The sequence below is a fragment of the Bradyrhizobium sp. LjRoot220 genome, from assembly GCF_964252915.1.
Classification (GTDB): domain Bacteria; phylum Pseudomonadota; class Alphaproteobacteria; order Rhizobiales; family Xanthobacteraceae; genus Bradyrhizobium.
Map to the genome: position 1 here is coordinate 799011 of NZ_CAXUPS020000003.1, position 21242 is coordinate 820252.

Genomic DNA, 21242 nt, shown 5'->3' on the forward strand with positions numbered 1-21242 from the left:
TTCCGTTTCAGCTTAAAAAGGCTGGTTAACCCATGGTGACCTCCGCTGCTTTTGCCCGCATGATTGACAATTGCTTGGCGCGCATGATTGACAAGTTCTTGTTTTGATACCGAAAATGATTGGCTTTTGAGGCGTCAAAATGCTTGAAATCCCGGTGAATCAGGCACATCTGATGGGTCGGCCGATCTGCGTTCCCACCCGCTTCAATGTCAGGGATTTTGTTTGTGAACTCTTCACCATCCAAGACTTCATCTTCCAGGACTTCATCTTCCGACCTGTTCGACCAATCGGCGCTGTCGGCGCTGGCGCAGCAACTGGTCGAGGCCGCCAAGCGCGCCGGCGCCGATGCGGCTGATGCGGTCGCGGTGCGCGGCGTCTCGCAAGGCGTCGAAGTGCGCGACGGCCGCGTCGAGGAATCCGAGCGTTCTGAAGGCGATGATGTCGGATTGCGCGTGCTGGTGGGCCAGCGCCAGGCCGTGGTCTCGACCAACGACGTCAGCGGCGATGGCATTGCGAAACTGGCCGAGCGCGCGGTGGCGATGGCGAAGGTGGCGCCCGACGACAAATATGTCGGGCTTGCCGATCCCGCGTTGCTGGCGCGCGAGTTCGCCGATCTCGATTTGCTCGATCGCACGGTTCCCTCGACATCCGAACTCGAACGCCGCGCCGTTGAAGCGGAGGCCGCAGCGCTTGCGGTCAAGGGCGTGACGCGATCCGGCGGCGCCTCGGCCTCGAGCGGCATCGGCGGCATGGTGCTGGTAACCTCGACCGGTTTCCACGGCTCGTACTTGCGATCGAGCCAGGGCATCTCGATGACCGCGATATCGGGCGAAGGCACCGGCATGGAGCGCGACTACGACTACACGTCGGCGCCGCATGCGTCCGATCTCGTCGCGCCCGAAAGCGTCGGCCGCAAGGCGGGCGAACGCACCGTGGCGCGGGCCAATCCGCGCAAGGTCGAGACTTGCAAGGTGCCTGTCGTGTTCGATCCGCGGGTGTCGGGTTCGCTGGTCGGCCATCTCGTCGGCGCCGTCAACGGCGCCTCGATCGCGCGCAAGACCAGTTTCCTGAAAGACCGCATGGGCGAGCAACTGTTCGCCAAAAACATCCGCATCATCGACGATCCCCTGCGGGTGCGCGGCTTGCGTTCGCAAACCTTCGATGCCGAAGGCGTCACGGTGAAGAAGCTCGCGATCATCGACGAGGGCGTGCTGACCTCGTGGCTATTGGACACCGCGACCGCGCGCGAGCTCGGACTGGTCACGACCGGGCACGCGCATCGCGGCGTGTCGTCGTCGCCGTCGCCGGGATCGTATAATCTGCACATGGAGGCGGGCGAGCCGACGCCGGCCGAGCTGATATCCGACATCAAGCAGGGTTTTTACGTCACCGATTTGATCGGCTCCGGCGTCAACGGCGTGACCGGCGATTACAGCCGCGGCGCGTCCGGCTTCTGGATCGAGAATGGCGAGATCACCTATCCGGTCAGCGAGGTGACGATCGCGGGTCATTTGCTGCCGATCTTCCAATCAATGACGCCCGCCAACGATCTGGAATTCCGCTATGGCGTCAATGCGCCGACGGTGCGCATCGAGGGTTTGACGCTTGGCGGACGCTGATACGCTCGACCTTATCAAGGCGCGTGACGCGGCGCTGCTGACGGAAACGGTGCGGGAGGCGGGCGCGCTGGCGCTGTCGTTGTTTCGCACCGAATTGAAGAACTGGACCAAGGGTGCCTCGTCGCCTGTGTCGGAAGCCGACATCGCCGTCAACGATCTCATCGAAAGCCGGCTGCGCGCGGCAACGCCAGATTACGGCTGGCTGTCGGAAGAAAGCGTCGATGATGATGCCCGTCTCGGCAAGAAGGTGGTCTGGATCGTCGATCCCATCGATGGCACCCGCGGCTATCTTGCCGGCCGCGAAGACTGGTGCGTGAGCATTGCGCTGGTTGCCGATGCTACGCCGGTGCTGGCCGCAGTGTTCGCGCCGGCGACCGACGAGTTCTTCTTTGCGATGCGCGGGCAGGGCGCGACACTCAACGGCAAGCGCGTGCTCGCGAGCGCGGGCACCGATCTGGATTTTTCCCGCATGGCCGGACCGAAGCCGCTGGTGCAGCGGCTGAGCCCGTCACCGGACGACATCACGCTGCATCCGCGAATCGGCTCATTGGCGCTTCGGTTGTGCCGGGTCGCCGACGGCAGCCTGGATGCGGCCTTTGCCGGTGGCCAGAGCCGCGATTGGGACCTTGCGGCGGCGAATTTGATCGTGCAGGAAGCCGATGGTAGAATGACCGCGCTCTCGGGGGACACGATTGAGTATAATCGCCGGGAGGTGACGCACGGGGTGCTGGTGGCAGCGGGACATGATCGGCATGCACGCATTGTCGAGCATTTTCGAACCCGACCGCTGCCCTGAACACGCCATGCGTCAGGGCTCGTCATGCCACGCCATCTTGCGAACCAGAATCTTGCGAACCAAATCGCCAACCTTGCTTGCCGGGCGCCTCGTTAGGAAAGACCATCATGCCAGATAGTGCCCAGCCGCAATTGCTTCATCTCGTCATCGGCGGCGAGTTGACCGATCTCGAACATACGACGTTCAAGGATCTCGACCAGGTCGAGATCGTCGGCGTGTTTCCCAATTACGCCACCGCCCATGCGGCCTGGAAGGCGAAGGCGCAGCAGACCGTGGACAACGCCCACATGCGCTATTTCGTCGTTCATCTCCATCGGCTGCTCGATCCGGGTCAGGACACCAAGCAGGATACCAAGCAAGACACGAAGCCTGCCCGTTGAAACGATTCTTTCGCGATTTGCTGCGCAGCAGCTGGGTTCAGCGCGCGCTCGGTGTGCTTGCGGCCGAATATCTGCGGCTGGTCTGGCTGACCAACAGGTTCAGCTACCAGCCGGCCGATGTCTATGACCAGGTCGAGCCGGTGATGCCGGCGATTCTCGCGTTCTGGCACGGCCAGCATTTCATGACGCCGTTCATCAAGACCAAGGCGAGCCATCGTGCCAAGGTGCTGATCTCGCGCCATCGCGACGGCGAGTTCAACGCCATTGCGGCCGAACGGCTTGGCATCGGCACGATCCGGGGCTCCGGCGACCATGGCGGCGCCTTTCACCGCAAGGGCGGCGTCGGCGCGTTCCGGGAGATGGTGCTGGCGCTGGAGGACAATTGGAACGTCGCGACCACCGCCGACGTGCCGAAGCGGGCGCGGGTGGTGGGGCTCGGCCTCATCATGCTGGCGCGGGAGTCCGGGCGGCCGATTCTCCCTTTTGCGATGGTGACCAGCCGGTTCATCCGGCTGAAAAACTGGGATTCCTCCACCATCAATTTGCCATTCGGCAGGGGTGCCGTGGTAGGCATTGATGCGGTTTTCGTGCCGCCGGATGCCGACGCAGAGACCATGGAAAAGCTGCGCCAACAGGTAGAGACTTATCTGAACGAAGCGACCCGTCGCGCCTACGCGGCTGTCGGACGTCCGGAGGCCGCCCTTGGTTAATTCGCTGCCGCTGCCGATGACGTTGCGCGTCTACCGCGGTCTGTCGTCCGCGATGGTGCCGCTGGCGCCTGCGTTCATCAGCCGCCGGCTGAAGCTCGGCAAGGAAGATCCGGCGCGCGTTAGCGAGCGCCGCGGCGTCAGCGCCGATGTTCGCCCGGTCGGGCCGCTGGTGTGGATTCACGGCGCCAGCGTCGGTGAGGTACTGGCCTCGGCAGCGCTGGTCGAAGAGCTGCGGGCGCTGAACCTGCGCGTCCTCCTCACCTCGGGCACGGTGACTTCGGCGGCGGTGGTCGCCAAGCGATTTCCCCCCGACGTCATCCATCAATACGTGCCCTACGACTCGCCGCGCTATGTCGCGCGGTTTCTCGACCATTGGCGTCCCTCGCTGGCGCTGTTCATCGAATCCGATCTGTGGCCGAATCTGATCCTGTCCAGCGCGGCGCGCCGGCTGCCGATGGTATTGATCAATGGCCGCATGTCGCCTCGCTCGTTTCCGCGCTGGCGGCGGGTGTCCGGCACCATCTCGGCGCTGCTCGGCCGGTTCGAATTGTGCCTGGCGCAGTCGCAAACCGATGCCGACAGGTTTTCGACGCTTGGCTGTCCCAACGTCGTGACTACGGGCAATCTGAAGCTCGACGTTCCCGCACCACCGGCTGACAGCGCCAAGCTGGAGCGGCTGATGGCGATGACGCGCGGGCGCCCCGTCGTGGTCGCGGCCTCCACCCATCCCGGCGAGGATGAGATGCTGGCGGAGGCGCACAAGACGCTCGCCGGATTCTTTCCCAACCTGCTCACCGTGATCGTGCCGCGGCATCCCGATCGCGGCGAGGCGATCGCGCGGATGATCGAGGCTTCAGGCCTGCACGCGTCGTTGCGTTCGCGCGAGGAATTGCCTGTTGCTGCCACCGACATCTATGTCGCCGATACCATGGGTGAACTCGGGTTGTTCTACCGGTTGTCGCCGATCGTGTTCATGGGCGGATCGCTGGTCGCGCATGGCGGGCAAAATCCGATCGAGGCGGTCAAGCTCGGCGCCTCGATCGTGCATGGTCCCCACGTGTTCAATTTTAGCGACGTCTACCAGGCGCTCGATCAGGCCGGCGGCGCGCGCCGGGCCGACACCCAGGAAGCATTGGTCAAACAACTCGGTCAGCTGCTCGCCGATCCCAGGGCGCGCGAGGCCTCGCTGGTCGCCTCCGAGCGCGTGGTCGAACAACTCGGCGGCGCGCTGGATCGCACGCTGGTCGCCCTCGAGCCGTATCTGTTGCAGCTGCGGCTCGAAATGGGAGCCGCGAATGCGTGAGCCGCGCTTCTGGCACGGCCCGCCCTCCCTTCAATCCGGTCTATTGGCACCGCTCGCCGCCCTCTACGGCGCCATCGCCGCAAGACGAATGCAGCGCGGGGGACTGGATGCCGGCGTCCCCGTCATCTGCATCGGCAATTATCACGTCGGCGGCGCCGGCAAGACGCCGACCGTGCTGGCGCTGGCGAAACTTGTGCGCGATCTCGGCGAGACGCCGGTGGTGCTCAGCCGCGGCTATGGCGGAAAATTGCACGGCCCCGTGCGGGTCGATCCGGAGCGGCATGCCGCCGCCGATGTCGGCGATGAACCGCTGATGCTGGCGGCGACGCTGCCGGTGGTGGTCGCGCGCCAACGCGCCGACGGCGTTCCGCTGGCGCGCTCGCTGGGCGCCAGCGTGATCCTGATGGACGACGGTTTCCAGAGCCCGGCGGTCAGCAAGGACGCCTCGCTGATCGTGATCGACGCCGGCCGCGGCCTCGGCAACGGACAGGTGTTTCCCGCCGGCCCGCTGCGCGCGCCCTTGCCGCCGCAACTGGCGCGCACCGATGCGCTGATCATCGTCGGCAACGGTACGGCAGCGGAAGCGGTCGCGGCCGAGGTTGCCGCGCAGGACAAGCCGGTGCTGCGCGCGCGTCTTGTGCCGGATGAAGCATCCGTCGCTGCGCTGCGCGGCAAGCGCGTGCTGGCCTTTGCCGGCATCGGCGACCCCGCAAGATTTTTTGCCACGCTAACGGCGAGCGGCGTCGAAGTGGTCCGGCAACGCGCCTTCGCTGACCATCACGCGTTTTCCATGGGCGAGATCGAAACGCTGATCGCCGAGGCCGGCCGCGAGGCGTTGACGCTGGTGACGACGGAAAAGGACCTGGCGCGGCTACGGGCCGGCGGCAGCCTGCCGGATTGGGCGAAGCCGATCGTGCCGTTTGCGGTGACGCTGGAGTTTGAGGATGCCGCAAAGCTGAAGAGGGTCGTGACCGATCATCTCTTCAAGGCCCGCGAGAAAAAATTCAGCAGCTCGTCGTCCCGGGCTTGACCCGGGACCCATAGCCACCGTCGTCAGTTGTTAAAGCGAACTGGAGCTGCAGCCGGTCCTAACCACAAAGGCTTGTGGTTATGGGTCAAGCCCGGGACGACGGCGGTGTTTATCCCTGCGTCTTCAGCGCGCCGGGAAAATGCCGCTGCAGCACGGCTGATGGCACCGAATAGGCCTCCTGCAGATCGACGCTCCAGTATTTCAACTCGTCGAGCGGGATCCGCACATCCGATATGGCGCAGCGCACATAGGTTCCCGGTGAGACCACGCGGAAATCGCCATCCAGATACTGCACCTGCGCTTCGCCATGTCCCGAGGGACCGAATTTATTCAGCACCGTAAACTCTCCGACAGGCCGGCCAATTCACGGGGCCGGCTAAAGTGTATTTTCCAAAATTCGATCTATCATAGATAGGCTGGGCTGTCCGCTCCCGAAACCCACCCGATGGTGATGAATAGGGCCTAAAACAAGCTGCCCTGATCGACCGGTTTCACCACGCGCTTGGGCGCCAGCGTCTTGGTTTCGCGCCGGGCAAGGGTCGGCTGGCTCGTCGGTGCCGAGGTTGCCGCCGGCCGGTCGGCATCCGCCGTTGCCGCGACGCGGCCGTCGGAGAATTCGATCGACAGCGGCGCGCCCGGCCCGATCGAGGCGGCGGCATGGACGGCGTGGCCGTGTTCGTCGCGCACCAGCGCAAAGCCGCGCGCCAGCACACCGCGATACGACAGCGCCGACAGCAACTGGCCGCTATGGGCGACGCGGGCCTCACGGCGCTGCATCGCGGTATCAAGCGCGCGGCGCGCGCGCTCGGCAAGCCTGAGCGTGCGCTCGCGTGCGCGCGCAATGGCGTTGCGCTGCGCTTGCGCGTTGGAAAGTTTCGATGCTTTCAGCCGGACTTCCAGTCCGGCAAAACGATCCCGCCGGTTGCGCAGCAATGCCCGCGCGGAAAGCCTGATGCGCTCGCCGGATACGATCAGGCGCTGCCTCGCCTGCGACACCTGCCCGCGTAGCACTTTCAATGTCAGGCCGGCGCTGAGCTGCGAGAAGCGGCGATGATGCGCGTTGGTGTTGGCTTTCAAGCCGCGGGGCAGGGCGCTGCCTGCGCTGTCCAGCCGTTGCCGCGGGATCGCCAGCAAGTCGCCCGCCGCGGGCAGGGCGCGGGCCGCGGCGCGCAATTCGTTGCGGCGGCTTTCCTGGCCGCGCAGCCAGCACACCATGGTGCGCCGCGCGAGGCCGGCGACCTCGACCAGCAATTCGCTGCGCACGGGAACCGCCATCTCGGCGGCGGCCGTCGGCGTCGGGGCGCGTTTGTCGGCAGCAAAATCGATCAGCGTGATGTCGGTCTCGTGGCCGACCGCCGAGATCAGCGGGACCATGCTCTCGGCGGCGGCGCGAACCACGATCTCCTCGTTGAACGACCACAGATCTTCCAGCGAGCCGCCGCCGCGCGCGACGATCAGCAAATCCGGCCGCGGGATCCGGCCACCCTCCGGCAGCGCATTGAAGCCGCGGATCGCCGCCGCAACCTGCTCGGCCGAGCCTTCGCCCTGGACCTTCACCGGCCACACCAGCACGCGGCGCGGGAACCTGTCCTGCAGTCGGTGCAGGATGTCGCGGATCACGGCGCCGGTCGGCGACGTCACGATGCCGATCACTTCCGGCAGCCACGGCAGCAATTGCTTGCGCGCCTCGTCGAACAGGCCCTCGGCGGCGAGTTTCTTCTTGCGCTCTTCCACCAGCGCCATCAGCGCGCCGACGCCGGCCGGCTCGATGGCTTCGATCACGATCTGGTATTTCGACGAGCCCGGATAGGTCGTGAGCTTGCCGGTCGCGATTACCTCGAGCCCTTCCTGCGGCTTGAAGCGCATGCGCGCATGGGCAAATTTCCAGATCACCGCCTCGATCTTGGCGCTCTCGTCCTTCAGCGCGAAGTAGCAGTGGCCGGAGGAATGCGGTCCGCGGAAGCCTGAGATTTCGCCGCGCACCCGGACATGGCCATAGGCGTCCTCCACCGTCCGCTTCAGGGCGGAGGACAGTTCCGAGACGGTAAATTCGGGCGCGTTGAGTAGTGGTTCTGTCGCTGGCATCTCATCAATCGAATCAGGCTTTTGGGGTTTGTACGCAAGGTAGGGATTTCAGCCATCCTCGCAAATCAAGATTTGCATACCAGAGTACTCTGTAATACAGAGTATTCTACAATAAGTAAACAGAGGGCGTTCCCATCATGGCGGCTACGATCATGTCGAGATTTTTCAAGCTGGTTGTCTGGGGTCTCGCCGCAGCGGGACTGGTCACGCTGCTGCTGGTCGGCATGATCGCCCGGCCGGTGACAAAGCCGCCGACCCTGGCGTTCATTTCCGAAACGGTACGGGCTGGCGATCGCGAAGGCATTCCCCCCGTTCTCACGTTCCAAGCCCGGGACGGATCGAGGCTCGCGTATCGCCGCTATGCCCCGCGCGAGCCGACAACAGGCCGCGTAGCGATTCTGGTCCACGGCTCATCCGGTTCCAGCCTCGCGGTGCATCCCCTCGCCAAGAGCCTTGCGGCCCGCGGGGTCGAAAGCTTTGTGCCCGACATTCGCGGCCACGGTGCGTCCGGCACGCGCGGCGACATCGGCTATATCGGTCAGCTCGAAGACGACATGGCCGACCTCGTTGGATTGATCCGAACGACAATCCCATCCGCACCGCTGACATTGGTCGGGCATTCGTCGGGCGGCGCGTTCGCATTGCGGGTGGCGGGTTCGCCGATCCAGAACCTGTTCACGCGCACGGTGCTGCTGTCGCCATATCTCGGCACCAAGGCGGCCTCCAGCCGGGAAAACGCCGGCGGTTGGGCCAGCCCTAATCTGCCGCGCATCATCGCCTTGAGTCTCCTGCATGCGGCCGGACTACCATGCTGCGAACAGCTTCCTGTCATTGCCTTTGCAGTGCCGCCCAATACGACACGCATTCTGACGTCGGAATATTCCTTCCGTCTGCTTGCCAACTTCGGAACGCATCGCGACTATCGCGTCGATCTCGACGCGGCCAAGGGCCCCCTGACGCTGATCGCCGGCGCCGATGACGAACTGATGCTGTCAGGGAAGTATGAGGAAACGGTCCGTCGCTCACCAAAGGCGAACATCGATGTCCGCATCCTTGAAAACATCAATCACATGGATGTCGTCAGCACGGCGGCGGCGGTTTCCGTGATATCCGAAGATATCGCAACCCGGTGAGACCTGAGATCATGATCGACAGCCAACAAGCCTCAGAAGCGCTCGCCGAGATCAACGACGTCGTACAGCGCGTTCGCCAATCGCGGATCTACCAGATTTCCGGTCTCATCGTCGCCATGTGGGGCGTGCTGCTGGTCGCAGCCTACATTGCCAACTACACTTGGCCGCGTCAGGGCTACGCGATCTGGACCGTCACCAATCTCACCGGTCTCGTCGTCTCCATTGCCATTGGCGTATTCACCAATATCCGCTCTGGCGGCAAGCCCTTTCCGATCCGCTCGTTGATCACCTTTCTGCTGATCGGTGCATTCGGCGCTTTTTGCTCGATCGTGCTCGGTCATTTCGGGCCGCGCCAGATGATCGTGTTCTGGGCTCTCTATGGCATGTTGTTTTACGGGATCGCCGGGCTGTGGTTCGGTTATGCATTTATCGTGATCGCGATCTGCACGACCGCCTTGACGCTGATCGGCTACTACTACATCGGTGCGGCGTTCCTGCTGTGGATGGCGATGGCGCACGGCGGCGGACTCATCGTCGGCGGACTCTGGATGCGGCGGAGCTGACATGGCCGAGCTCGACGACGTCATCCACCAGCCGTTGCGGCTGCGGATCATGGCGGCGCTCACCGCGCTGCCGGACGGGCAGGGGCTCGATTTCACCCAGCTGAAAAAGCTGACCGGCGCCACCGACGGCAATCTCGGCGCCCATATCGAGACACTGTCGAAGGCCGGTTATGTGGCGGTGGATAAGGCCTTTGTCGGCAAGAAGCCGCAGACCACGGTGACCGCGACCGCCGCGGGCCGCAGTGCCTTTGCCCGCCATGTCGCCATGCTGCAGGAAATCATTGCAGGCTCGGGAAGGTAGTTCTCGTCATTCCGGGATGCGCCACTTGGCGCTGGCCCGGAATCCATACTCCCGATCGTGGTTATGGATACCCCGATGTGCAATTGCACATCGTGGCGTCGCGCTGCGCGCGCCCTCAGATGCGCAATTGCGCATCGGGGAATGACCGGGCCTGTTGAAATCCCCTTGCAGGCGGCGGGAGATTCGTGCGACCGAAACCGGATCGAACTCCACATCTGGCCAAACCCATGAACATCCTCCTGCTCGGTTCCGGCGGCCGCGAACACGCACTGGCATGGAAGATCGCCGCATCTCCGCTGCTGACCAAATTGTGGTGCGCGCCGGGCAATGCCGGCATCGCCAAAGATGCCGAATGCGTCGGGCTCGACATCACCGACCATCCGGCCGTGATCGGGTTCTGCAGGGACAACAAGGTGGATTTCGTGGTGGTCGGCCCGGACGCGCCGATTGCGGCCGGCATGGTCGACGATCTCAGCGCCGCCGGCTTCAAGGCGTTCGGTCCGACCCAGGCCGCGGGCCGGCTGGAGAGTTCAAAAACCTTCACCAAGAATCTGTGCCGCGACAACAACATCCCGACCGCGGCCTATGCGCATTTCACCGACGCCGAGCAGGCAAAAGCCTATATCCGCCAGCAGGGCGCGCCGATCGTGATCAAGGCCGATGGCCTCGCCGCCGGCAAGGGCGTCGTCGTCGCGATGAGCGAAGCCGAGGCGCTTGATGCCGTCGACATGATGTTCGGCGGCGGCTTTGGCGAGGCCGGCGCCGAGGTCGTGGTCGAGGAATTCATGGTCGGTGAGGAAGCCTCGTTCTTCGCGCTGTGCGACGGCGAGCACGCGCTGCCGCTGGCGACCGCGCAGGACCACAAGCGCGCCTTCGATGGCGACCAGGGGCCGAACACCGGCGGCATGGGCGCCTATTCCCCGGCACCGGTCATGACGGAGGCGATGTGCGCGCGCGTCATGGAGGAGATGATCCATCCGACGCTGCGCGCGATGAAGGCGATGGGATCGCCCTACAAGGGCGTGCTGTTTGCCGGCGTGATGGTGACCAGGGACGGCCCGAAACTCGTCGAATACAACGCCCGCTTCGGCGATCCGGAATGCCAGGTCCTGATGATGCGGATGATGTCGGATCTGCTGCCGGCGCTGATCGCTTCAGCCGACGGGCAATTGAAGAATTTCAGCCTGCGCTGGTTCGATGATGCGGCGCTGACCGTGATCATGGCGACCAAAGGCTATCCCGGCAGCTATGGCAAAGGCTCCGTGATCGGCGGTTTGGACGAAGCCGCGAAAGTCGAGGCCGTCGAAATCTTCCACGCCGGGACGATCGAAAAGGACGGACAGATTCTCGCCAGCGGCGGCCGCGTGCTGAACGTCTGCGCCATGGGCAAGACGGTGACCGAGGCGCAGCAGCGCGCCTACGCGGCCGTCGACCGCCTCAATTGGCCGGAAGGCTTTTGCCGCCGTGATATCGGCTGGCAGGCGGTGGCGCGAGAGCGCGCTTCCTGATTTCCTGCTGCTCGACATTGGGGCGAATTCGGCCAGCGGGGATAACCACAACCATTCTGAGACGCCGATCGATCGTGGGTCAATCAGCGCCCACGCGGCTAACGTATCCTGCCGCAACAAATTCGCCTCAATTGATCGAAACCGTGTGAGCGCTGCAATTGTGCAGAATGTCGAGTTGTGCTCATCTGGGTGGAAATTGGCGGTCTCGGCCGTCGTAGGGGCTGGCCATGCAGTGCGTACGGTGCGGTAGCCTGAACAGGTCCGGCAACGACTATTGCGAAAACTGCGGCTCGCCGCTGGGCCTCAAATGCGACGCCTGCCAAACCATCAATGGAGCTACAAGCCGGTTCTGTGGTCATTGCGGTACGGCGCTGACGAGCAAGGGGGGCGGCCCCGGTAGCTCTCCGCAACGTCTGCTCCGCTCGCTCAGCACCAAAGGCGGCGAACGCAAAAATCTCACGCTGCTGTTTGCGGATATTCGAAATTCAACCAGCCTGATCGACAGTCTTGGCGATCCGGAATTGGCGATGCAGCGGCTGGAGCCGGTGCTCAACCTGATGAAGGATGCCGTTCACCGCTACGATGGGATCGTCAACAAGATCCAGGGCGACGGCGTCATGGCGCTGTTCGGCGCGCCGCGGCCGCACGAGGATCATGCCGTTCGCGGTTGCCTGGCCGCGCTCGCGATGCAGGATTCGATCGCGCGGCTGCAAGATCCGAACATGCAAATTCGCGTTGGCCTGCACACCGGCGAAGTCGTCGTCCAGACCATCGAAAACACCATTTACCAGACCTATGACGCCGCGGGCGCCAACGTCCATCTCGCCAATCGAATGGAGCAGATGGCGGAAGAGGGCTGCATCTTCATCACCAGGGATACCTATGTTGGCGCCAAACAATTTGTCGAAGTCGTGCCGCTCGGCATGCAGACGGTTCGCGGAATCGCTGCTCCAATAGAGGTGTTCAAGCTGACCGGGTTGCTCAACGCCCCGGCAAGCGACGTCTTCCGCAGCGGAAGGCGCTTGACGCCGATGATCGGGCGCGATGAGGAGTTCGCCGCCCTCGAACACGAACTCGCGAGTACGGTCAAGGGCGAAGGGCGTCTGGTCGGCGTCGTCGGCGACGCCGGGATCGGCAAGAGCCGCCTGTGCTTCGAGTTTGCCGAGGATTGCCGCCGGCAGGGCATTCGGGTCTATGAGGGTCGGGTACTCGCCCACGGCCGGGCGACGCCATTCCAGCCGGTGCTGGAGTTGTTGCGCGACTACTTCGGCATTCGGGCCAAGGACCCGGTCGACACGTCGCGGCGCAGGGTGACGGACCGCTTCGCGCCGATGGCTTCTTCCGATCAACAGCTGCTTCTGTTGCTCGAATTCCTCGGCTTGGCGGACCCGCAGCGTCCCGCGCCAAAACTCGATCCGCGCGCGCTGAAGATTCAACTGCTCGATCTGGTGCGGACCATCGTGCGGTCGGGTCCCGGCGAAACGGCGACCGTGGTGCTGATCGAGGATCTGCACTGGATCGACGCCGCGAGCGAAGAATTCGTCGAGGCGCTGGCGGACGCGATCGTCGGCACCACGACGATGCTGGTCGTCAATTTCCGGACCGGCTTCACCGCATCCTTTACGCAACGCTCGCATTACCGCCAGATCGTGATGCCTCCGCTGGAATGGGCCGAGGCGAACCGGCTGCTGCGCGAACATTTCGGCGAGGATCCCTCGCTGGCCCTGCTCAGCCGCAATGTCATCGAGCGCGCGCAGGGCAATCCGTTCTTCCTCGAGGAACTCGCCAACGCGATTGCGGAACGTGGCGACGTCGAAGGCGAGCGGGGCGCCTATCGGCTGAAGCACGGCATCGATACCGTCCCGCTTCCTGCCACGGTGCAGGCGGTCGTTGCGGCGCGCATCGACCACCTTGAGGAAATCGCCAAGCAGGTGCTCGAAACCGCCGCGGTGATCGGCCGGCTGGTCGCGATGTCTATTCTGAAACCGGTCGCGGCGTTGCCCAATGACGAGCTGCTGGAGGCCATATCGCAGCTCAGGCAGGCCGAGTTGTTGTATGATCTGCCGCCCTACGATCAGGGCCTTCTCGGGTTTCGTCACCCGCTGATCCAGGAGGTGGCTTACGCGACGCAATTGCGGTCGCGCCTCGTTGCGCTGCATTCTGCCGTCGCGCAAACGATCGAATCGTTCGATTGGGGGAAACTCGACCAGTTCGCGGGACTTCTCGCCTATCACTATGAAGCGGCCGGTCGGACGCTGGAGGCTGCCGGCCATCTGCAGCGTGCCGCGCAATGGATCGGCAAGACGAATTCCGCCGAAGCGTTCAAGAACTGGAAGAGAATTCGCTCACTGCTGCAGGATCAGCCGCAGTCCGAGCATATTGACCGGCTCCGTGCGATGGCGAGCGGTCAGATCCTGAACTTCGGCTGGCGGGAAGGGATATCGGCCGAAGAGGTCAAGCCCTACGCCGAGGAGGCGCTCAGATATGCGCGCGTCGCGGACCGGATGAACGAGCCGATACTGCTTGGCGCCTACGGCCGTATCCTGGCCGCGACCGCGGCGGCGGATGACTACGTCAATCTGGCACAGGATGCCGCAAAACTGACGTCGGGCGAAGGCGACGTGGGGCGTTTTGCAACGGTCAATGCCATGCTTAGCCAGGCCTTCTTCTTGTCCGGCCGCCTGCACGAAGCGCTCAATGCCGGCGAGGTGGCCCTCGTCGCCATTGCCGAACAGGCCGGCTTTGACAGCAATGTCACCCTTGGCCTCAACCCCAATCAAATTCTGGGGTTCGATGTCGAGCATTGGATCAAATGCCTCAGGACGCGAATTCTGGTCCGGCTCGGCCGGTTTCGCGAGGCCGAGCAGCGGCTTGCCGAAGTGTTGCAGGCGGTCCCCGAGCGTGTCGTCTCGGTGGTGCAGTTCATCCCGCATTTTGCGTCCGTGGAGATGGCCTGGGGTGTGGGTAATCCAGAACTCGCGCGGCCGCACGCCGACAAGGTCGCCGAGTTGGCCGAGCAATCCGGAACGCCGTATTTGCGGGTTGCCGCGCTTGCGAGCGCCGGGCTCGCCAAGGCGACCGCCGGCGAATTTGCCGCGGGCGCGGATCTGCTCCGACAGGCGATCGATTTTGCCCGCAACGCGCGGGCGGGGTTGGAATTCGAAGCCCGCATGCTGGCCGATCTTGCCGACGCGCTCTATCGCGCGGGCGATCTCGATGCCGCGTTGGCGACGGTTGACGAAGCCGTTGCGGTCGCCAGGCGACGCACCGATCGGATTGCCGAGCTTCATGCAACGCTGTTGCGCGGCCTCGTTCTGGCCGCCGCTGGCGATGCCAAAAACGACAAGGAGGTTGGTGAACTGATTTTGCGTGCCGAGGAATTGTTGAACGTATCTGGTGCGGCATTCTTTGAGCCGCGGCTGACGCAGCTGCGAACCTGCCTTGAACAGCGTGGATGACGGCTGCACGACCTTGATGTTTTCCAGTGGCGACTTTGAAACCGGAGGGCTTGTCGATGGGATTTGCGATCGGAGATGACACCACGCTGGACGTTCTCGCGATGCTTAACAGGCGATTTGGTCCCGGCGGGATAGAAGAGATGACCAGGTTGCAGGAAGAGTTTGGGATATTCTCCAGCAACCATACCCTGGAGGACTCCTTTGCGCTGTTGGGGATCGTGCCGTGCGGCTTTTTGGAAAGCAACCGCTGGTTCAGCTTTCTCGACACGCTGCACACCTACCCGTCGGATGTGCCAAAGTTGGATGGGTATCAGCGGGTGATCGCGGCATTCAAGCAGGCCCTCGTGCTTGTACCGGGGGGTACGCCGCCCCTGCATGTGACCACCCACCTTATGAAAGATGACCCGCGGGTGACGTTCGCATTGGAAGGCCACCCGCTCATTTTCACCACGCAGTCCTACCGGATCCTTTCGATTCCGACCAAGCCTGCAAGCGTGGCCAAGCAGGAGGCCGCCAAGGCCGCAAGGGATCGGCGCGCCAAGAAGGCCAAGAAGAAATGAGTCGCCCGGCACCAGCCGCAGGCACAGGTGTGGCGCCTGACAGCGAGACGCTGTCAGGCATGTACGCCGGCGTCGAGGCTTATTACAGCGCGCGCGTCGCCAAACATGGCGCCACGCCGCTCGGCGTCGACTGGTCGTGCCAGGCCACCCAGAACATGCGCTTTGTTCAGCTCCTCAAGATTTGCGATTTCTCTGCGCCGTTCTCCTTGAATGACATCGGCTGCGGCTATGGCGCGCTTTGTGCATTCCTTGCGATGCGTCACGGCGAATCTGCGATCGACTATCTCGGCGTCGATCTGTCGCGCGCCATGATCAGCCGGGCGCGCCGGCGCTTCCGCGGCCCCGATCGCCGTTTCGTCGTTGGCAGGGCAGCTCCGCGCGTTGCGGATTACTCCGTCGCCAGCGGCATCATGAACGTCCATGTCGGCTATTCCCGCGGCGTCTGGGAAGTCTTCATCGCCACCATGCTCGGTGACATCAGGCGCACCAGCCGCCGTGGTTTTGCCGTCAACTTCGTGGCGGAGACGGCGGTTGTGACGGATGCGCAGGCGGCCAGTCTTTACCGCACCGGGCCTGAGCCGTGGGTCCGCTATTGCGAACGGGAACTCGGCTGTGCTGTCGATGTGCTCGACAACTACGGCATGCGAGAGTTTACCCTGCTCGCCAGGTGCAGCTAGCCGGCTGCAATCCGCGCAGGGCTTCCCCGCGTCTTCGCGCTCTGGACACGCCCCTGCGGCAATCCCAAAATCGCCGCAAAACGGAGGCACTGCCCGATGGCGATTATCGATTCCCAGGTTCACGCCTATGAGGCGAACACGCCGAAGCGGCCTTGGCACAGCGTGCCGAACTGGCCCGATCACGTCACCGGTGACGAGATGGTGGCGGCGATGGACAAGGTCGGCGTCGACGGCGCGATCTTCATCTCCGCTTTTTCCCTGTACCGCTACGATGCCAGCTATGCCGTGGAAGTGCAGCGCGCCCATCCTACCCGGCTCGCCATCGTCAAGCCGGTCGATCCCGACAACCCTGATGTGGCCGATGTCGTCGCCGATTGGAAGAAGACGCCGGGCGCGGTCGGAATCCGCATCATGCTGACAAGGGAGAACAAGCGCGATCCCGATCATCCCGGCCTCGACCGGATTGCGCGCGCCGCCGTTCGCCACGATTTTCCGGTCAACATATTGTGCTGGGACAATCTGGACGCCGGCACGGCGATCATCGATCGCCATCCCGACACGCGCTTCATCATCGATCATCTCGGCATCCTGCAGCCGCGCGTGCCGCCCGCGCCGCCGCAACCCTGGGCCGACCTGCCGAAGGTGCTGGCGCTCGCCAGGCGCCCGAACGCGGTGATCAAGGTCAGCGGCGCCTGCACGCTGTCCCGCGAGCCGTATCCGTATCCCGACATCTGGGATCCGATGGCCCGCGTGTTCGAGGCCTGGGGGTTCGATCGCTGCCTGTGGGGCACCGACTGGACCCGCGCCTTCGCCGTCGTCAATTACGCGCAGGCCGTCGAACCCTTCCTCAAGACCGACCGCCTCAGCGACACCGAGCGGGCAATGCTGATGGGCGGTGCCTGTGCCAAGGCTTATGGCTGGTCACCGAGGAAGGGTTAGCCACCGCGCCGGCCGCGTCTGCAATCCATCTACAACCGATGAAGATCGTCATCCGAGGGTGTTTCCAATAAGCTGGGCGGACTTCCATTCAGCAGCATCAGGCGTGGCGACTATGCCTCGCAACAGCGAGGAAAATCCCTACCACATCCCGAGCGCTCGCGGTGTCGTTTCCACACGGCAAAACCCAGCTTCAAATGGCCGTGCTCATAGAAATACGCCGAATCTGGTCGTCGCGCGCCAAACCGGCGCGCGTTCGGACCCGGCACCTTCCAGGGAAGCGGACGACCCTCGGCATTCCGGCGAGCTATCAGCTCATCATAGTACTTCATGTGGGAGGGTTCGACCGAGTGTTGCAATTCATTGCGTACATAGAATCCATTTTGCCAATTGTCGGCGATGCGCTTCATGAGGTGCCAACTGCGACGATAGCCCGGACTGAGCTTTTCAGGCTCTTCGTCGGCGAGCCCGACGGTGAAAAAGGATTGTGCGGCCGTGCCGAGGTCGCAGTTCGGCTGCTCGAAGATCCACTCGATCACGTCATCTCGATCGCCGGCATTGTAGTCCCAGCTCTCGACAATGACATGCCAGGTGTCAGGTGTCTGAACCTTGATCCAGCGGAGGAAGTCTTCAGGTTCTGAACTGATCCGGGCATGCGGGCATTTGTACCATTGTGTCAAAAGTTCATCGTGCCGCGCAGCCGCTTCTTTCCTGCCTGCTTCCTGCTTGGCTTCGATGGCATGAATCGCATGAACAGCGTGCCGCCGCTGCCGCATCAGCTTCACCGTAGCGGCGTCCAAGGGCTGCAAGACTTCATCGACCTGAGCCTCGTTCTCGGGAGCCAAAGGGCTGAAGTAAACGTAGCGCGCTGCCCGCAGCCGGATGATAGCGGTGGGAGGCAGTACCTGTATTGTGTCGCAGATTGACCCTACGGTCTGGTCGCGCATGCTGACGCGCGCTGCGCGCGCTTCCAACTGGACGTCCGCAAGAAAGTAGTCCCACGACAGGCCCTCGAACGGCCGATCTACATAGCCCTGAACCATGACGTAGTGGTACAGGTAGTCCCTGCAACGGGTTATTTCTTCATCCGAGGGTCTGTCGCCGTCAGGCTGCGTCTGGTCCCGAATTGCGTCGGCTGACATGCTGGCCTCGCTGCAATTTGCCGCCAAAATCTAGCCATGAAGTGTTTACCGGTTCTTTAACCCTGCAGCCTCGATACCGCGCGCGCCATTCATGAATCAGAAATGCACACGTTGGTGGCCGTCATCCGGGCAATAGACGCGGCCTGTCCGCCATCGGGCAGTACGTCGACGTGCTGGGGCGACCTGACGATGCCCGCGCCCGGCGGCAAAATGGGTCGTAGCCAAGGCTACGATGTCCGAGTCCAGCCCGCAGCAGCCGTCGGTCCCCGTTTCCCGCTCCTAGCCTAAGCCGATACGATGGCTTATTCTGTGGCCCGGGGCAGGGTAATGGCACGACGTTCTGGAGCAGGCGGCGGACCGGATGAGCCGCAAAGCCGTATGGCGACGCCACGAAAGCGCGGCGCTGCGCGGAAGGCGGCGCGCGTCTCCAGTCCTGCGAAAGCGGATGTCGGAAGCGCTGCGCAAACCGAGGTCGAACGACTTGCCCTCGAACTTCAGCAAGCCAGAGAGCGGCAGGCCGCAACGGCCGAGGTCCTCAGCCTCATCGCCGACGCGCCGACCGACCTGGCGCCGGTGTTCGACCGGATCGTCAGGAACGCAGCAAGGCTCTGCCAGAGCGTGCTCAGCGCCGTCTATCGCCGCGACGGCGAACAGGTCCATCTGGTCGCGCACGATCAGTTCTCCCCGGCATCGGTGGCGGCGGTGCGCAAGGCCTATCCGGCGCCGCTCACCAGCAAAAACCTGATCTCGGTGGCGATCCGCGAGCGGCGCGTGGTGCATGAGCCGGATGTGCTGCTCTCCGGCGGCTACAGCGAACTGCAGAAGACATCGGGCTATCGCAGCATCCTGATCGTGCCGATGCTGCGCGACGAGGTCGCGATCGGCGCGATCGCGGTGATGCGGCTGGAGCCGCAATTATTTCCGAAGGCGCAGGTCGAGCTCTTGAAAACCTTCGCCGGTCAGGCGGTCATCGCCATCGAGAATACGCGGCTGTTCACCGAGGTGCAGGAACGCACCAGGCAATTGTCGCAATCGCTGGAAGATTTGCGCGCCGCGCAGGGCAGCCTGGTGCAGACCGAGAAGCTGGCTGCGCTGGGACGGCTGGTGGCCGGCGTGGCGCACGAGATCAACACCCCGGTCGGCACCAGCCTGACGGTGGCCTCGGCGTTGATCGACAAGACCAAACGATTCGAGGCCGACGTCGCGAAGGGCAATGTGCGCCGATCGACCCTGACGGAATTCATTGCGGCAAGCCGCGAGGCGGCGTCCCAGATCATGTTCAATCTCGGCAACGCGGTCGAATTGATCCAGTCGTTCAAGCAGGTGGCGGCCGATCGCAACGTTTCGGATCGCCGGCGCTTCGATCTCGGCGAGGTGACCGAACAGGTCGTCAGTGGGTTGCGTTTCGGGCTGCGGAATTTGACGGTCACCGTCGAATGCGAATCCAATCTTGCCATGAACAGCTACCCCGGGCCTTACGGCCAGGTGCTGACCAATCTGGTGCTCAATTCCGTGGCGCACGCCTTTCCGGACGGCGGCCGGGGATCGGTTCATATTGCGGCGCGGGCGTCGGGCAAGGGCAATGTCGAGCTGCTGTTTTCAGACGATGGCTGCGGCATGAGCCCGGAGGTCAAGCGTCACGTGTTCGATCCGTTTTTCACGACCCGGCGCGACCAGGGCAACACCGGCCTCGGATTGCACATCGTCCACAACATCGTGACCAGTCGCCTCGGCGGCCGCATCCATCTGGAAACCAAGCCTGGTGCGGGAACGAAGATCCAGATCATCATGCCCCGCGAAGCGCCGCTGGAGTCGGCGGCGGAATAGGGCGTTCCCCCGGGCGGAAGCCGCAATTTGCCGCTTGACGCCCGACTCTCCGTCATTCCGGGGCGCGCTACGCGCGCCCCGGAATGACGACGGAGGGAAAGGTGCGACAAATCAACCCGACGGGCAAATCACTTCTGCTTTACAGAAATCGTGTCAATCCCCAGAATAAAAAATATTTCGCTTTTACGGAAGTCAAATCAGGGGTATATCCTCGGCCATCCCGTCCTACTCAGAAGGGCGTCGGCCGTCGTCACGGACGTTGGACGGGTTGCGGTGGACGCGAAGGTGCCCTTGACCAAAGGCGCTGGAGCGTACGGCGAAGACGTGTGGTCCTGACGCCGCGGTGCTGGCGTCAATGCACCTGGAGACAATAGTTTTCGGGGCGCAACGGAGGCAAAAGAGCCGTTCTCCGGGGAGAGCTCGTGTATAAGCCGTAAAGCCATTGCGCAGGGAATGTCGGATGTTCTCCGCTGCCCTGTATGCTCGTGTGCGCACCTTTTTGTGCACATTGCACACGAGATCGCGGGTGCAGCGCGCATCCGGCATTCCCTGCGCCCTCTGGATTGAGGCGTTGAAGTTTCCAGCAAACCTCGGGCGCAATGCGTCGCGAGATCGCGGACACATCCCGCTGTCATCGCGGTTTCCGGTCGACCCAATAGTGTGCCGAGTATGAACGATAAGCGGAGGTGGAAGTCCTCTGTCCAGCCTGATGACGGCGAAGGACTAGCGAAGCGCAGGGCGTCATCGCGAGGTGGGGTCGAAGAAAGCGTGGAGCAAAGTCGCGGCCCGATGGACAAACACCGGATATCGAGGCCTACCCGGCCGGACGAGCGAGCTACTGGTCGCGAGTCCACGGTCATCAATGGTCGGGGTGGCAAATCCGGCGGGCGTGCGGTGAAGGCGATCGGTCTTACCTCGGGAGGTCTGCGCTGTGTCCCGGCTTTTGGGACTGAGGCCGTCGCAAGGCGGCTGACCGCGCAGAAGTCGAGAGGGCATAGTGGCGAGCGGCAGCGCCGCCGAAGGCCCGAACGCTGGAAGAGGCCACTAGAGCGACGATCTCGTGCGAGCCATGCGGCGAAAAATCAAGATCGAACTGAACTCGGGCACCGGGGCGGAGGGTGGCCGAAGCGCTGCCGCCAAGCCAAGCATGCACGGCGAAAGTCTGTCTCGAACGCCCGGCGGTCGCGGGACCGTCGATGGAAGACGTTGATCGA

19 protein-coding genes are annotated in these 21242 nt (G+C 63.5%); 15 read left to right on the plus strand and 4 right to left on the minus strand.

Features of this window, described 5'->3' with window-relative positions; translation table 11 throughout:
* Positions 1-25: 25 nt before the first annotated feature.
* Complete coding sequence (locus ACSQ84_RS17925) at positions 26-244, minus strand: hypothetical protein (protein ID WP_436212995.1); 219 nt, start codon at positions 242-244, stop codon at positions 26-28.
* Between ACSQ84_RS17925 and ACSQ84_RS17930 the strand changes: the two genes are divergently transcribed.
* From ACSQ84_RS17930 to lpxK, 6 genes are all read left to right on the plus strand, one after another.
* A complete protein-coding gene (locus ACSQ84_RS17930; protein WP_436212996.1) occupies positions 225-1619 on the plus strand; it encodes a TldD/PmbA family protein in 1395 nt (464 codons plus the stop codon). The genes ACSQ84_RS17925 and ACSQ84_RS17930 overlap by 20 nt on opposite strands.
* Positions 1606-2415: an inositol monophosphatase family protein gene (locus ACSQ84_RS17935; protein WP_436212997.1), complete on the plus strand. Its 810-nt coding sequence runs from the start codon at positions 1606-1608 to the stop codon at positions 2413-2415. The genes ACSQ84_RS17930 and ACSQ84_RS17935 overlap by 14 nt, the downstream gene beginning before the upstream one ends.
* 107 nt (positions 2416-2522) lie before the next feature.
* Positions 2523-2795, plus strand: coding sequence for a DUF4170 domain-containing protein (locus ACSQ84_RS17940; protein ID WP_436212998.1), 273 nt, complete (start codon positions 2523-2525; stop codon positions 2793-2795).
* The gene (locus tag ACSQ84_RS17945; protein WP_436212999.1) at positions 2792-3505 is read left to right on the plus strand and encodes a lysophospholipid acyltransferase family protein; all 714 of its coding nucleotides are present in this window, start codon (positions 2792-2794) and stop codon (positions 3503-3505) included. The genes ACSQ84_RS17940 and ACSQ84_RS17945 overlap by 4 nt, the downstream gene beginning before the upstream one ends.
* Before the next feature lie 16 nt (positions 3506-3521).
* Positions 3522-4808, plus strand: coding sequence for a 3-deoxy-D-manno-octulosonic acid transferase (locus ACSQ84_RS17950; RefSeq protein ID WP_436213114.1), 1287 nt, complete (start codon positions 3522-3524; stop codon positions 4806-4808).
* The gene (gene lpxK, locus ACSQ84_RS17955) at positions 4801-5838 is read left to right on the plus strand and encodes a tetraacyldisaccharide 4'-kinase (RefSeq protein ID WP_436213000.1); all 1038 of its coding nucleotides are present in this window, start codon (positions 4801-4803) and stop codon (positions 5836-5838) included. The genes ACSQ84_RS17950 and lpxK overlap by 8 nt, the downstream gene beginning before the upstream one ends.
* A 109-nt stretch (positions 5839-5947) precedes the next feature.
* Here the strand turns inward: lpxK and ACSQ84_RS17960 are convergent, their stop codons facing one another.
* Both ACSQ84_RS17960 and xseA read right to left on the minus strand, forming a co-directional pair.
* Complete coding sequence (locus ACSQ84_RS17960) at positions 5948-6175, minus strand: DUF2093 domain-containing protein (protein ID WP_212209655.1); 228 nt, start codon at positions 6173-6175, stop codon at positions 5948-5950.
* Between the two features lie 125 nt (positions 6176-6300).
* A complete protein-coding gene (gene xseA / locus ACSQ84_RS17965) occupies positions 6301-7923 on the minus strand; it encodes an exodeoxyribonuclease VII large subunit (RefSeq protein WP_436213001.1) in 1623 nt (540 codons plus the stop codon).
* Positions 7924-8075: 152 nt separating this feature from the next.
* On the opposite strand from xseA, the gene ACSQ84_RS17970 reads away from it, so the two are divergent.
* From ACSQ84_RS17970 to ACSQ84_RS18005, 8 genes are all read left to right on the plus strand, one after another.
* Positions 8076-9056, plus strand: a complete 981-nt coding sequence (locus ACSQ84_RS17970; protein WP_436213002.1) for an alpha/beta hydrolase — start codon at positions 8076-8078, stop codon at positions 9054-9056.
* An 11-nt stretch (positions 9057-9067) separates the two neighbouring features.
* Positions 9068-9619, plus strand: coding sequence for a hypothetical protein (locus ACSQ84_RS17975; protein WP_436213003.1), 552 nt, complete (start codon positions 9068-9070; stop codon positions 9617-9619).
* Position 9620: 1 nt separating this feature from the next.
* Positions 9621-9920, plus strand: coding sequence for a winged helix-turn-helix domain-containing protein (locus ACSQ84_RS17980; RefSeq protein WP_436213004.1), 300 nt, complete (start codon positions 9621-9623; stop codon positions 9918-9920).
* 227 nt (positions 9921-10147) lie between these two features.
* Positions 10148-11428, plus strand: a complete 1281-nt coding sequence (gene purD / locus ACSQ84_RS17985) for a phosphoribosylamine--glycine ligase (protein WP_436213005.1) — start codon at positions 10148-10150, stop codon at positions 11426-11428.
* 227 nt (positions 11429-11655) lie between these two features.
* Positions 11656-14886 carry an AAA family ATPase gene (locus ACSQ84_RS17990; protein WP_436213006.1) on the plus strand — a complete coding sequence of 1077 codons (3231 nt, stop codon included), beginning with the start codon at positions 11656-11658 and terminating at the stop codon, positions 14884-14886.
* Between the two features lie 56 nt (positions 14887-14942).
* Positions 14943-15446: a hypothetical protein gene (locus tag ACSQ84_RS17995; protein WP_436213007.1), complete on the plus strand. Its 504-nt coding sequence runs from the start codon at positions 14943-14945 to the stop codon at positions 15444-15446.
* Positions 15443-16123 (plus strand): class I SAM-dependent methyltransferase, encoded by a 681-nt coding sequence (locus tag ACSQ84_RS18000; protein WP_436213008.1) that lies wholly within the window; start codon positions 15443-15445, stop codon positions 16121-16123. Before ACSQ84_RS17995 ends, ACSQ84_RS18000 begins: the two co-directional genes overlap by 4 nt.
* A gap of 96 nt (positions 16124-16219) precedes the next feature.
* A complete protein-coding gene (locus ACSQ84_RS18005; RefSeq protein ID WP_436213009.1) occupies positions 16220-17062 on the plus strand; it encodes an amidohydrolase family protein in 843 nt (280 codons plus the stop codon).
* Positions 17063-17172: 110 nt separating this feature from the next.
* On the opposite strand, the gene ACSQ84_RS18010 is transcribed toward ACSQ84_RS18005, so the two are convergent.
* The gene (locus ACSQ84_RS18010; protein WP_436213010.1) at positions 17173-18201 is read right to left on the minus strand and encodes a DUF4274 domain-containing protein; all 1029 of its coding nucleotides are present in this window, start codon (positions 18199-18201) and stop codon (positions 17173-17175) included.
* Between the two features lie 378 nt (positions 18202-18579).
* Here ACSQ84_RS18010 and ACSQ84_RS18015 point away from each other — a divergent pair, with 378 nt between their 5' ends.
* A complete protein-coding gene (locus ACSQ84_RS18015; protein WP_436213011.1) occupies positions 18580-20028 on the plus strand; it encodes an ATP-binding protein in 1449 nt (482 codons plus the stop codon).
* Positions 20029-21242 lie beyond the last annotated feature (1214 nt).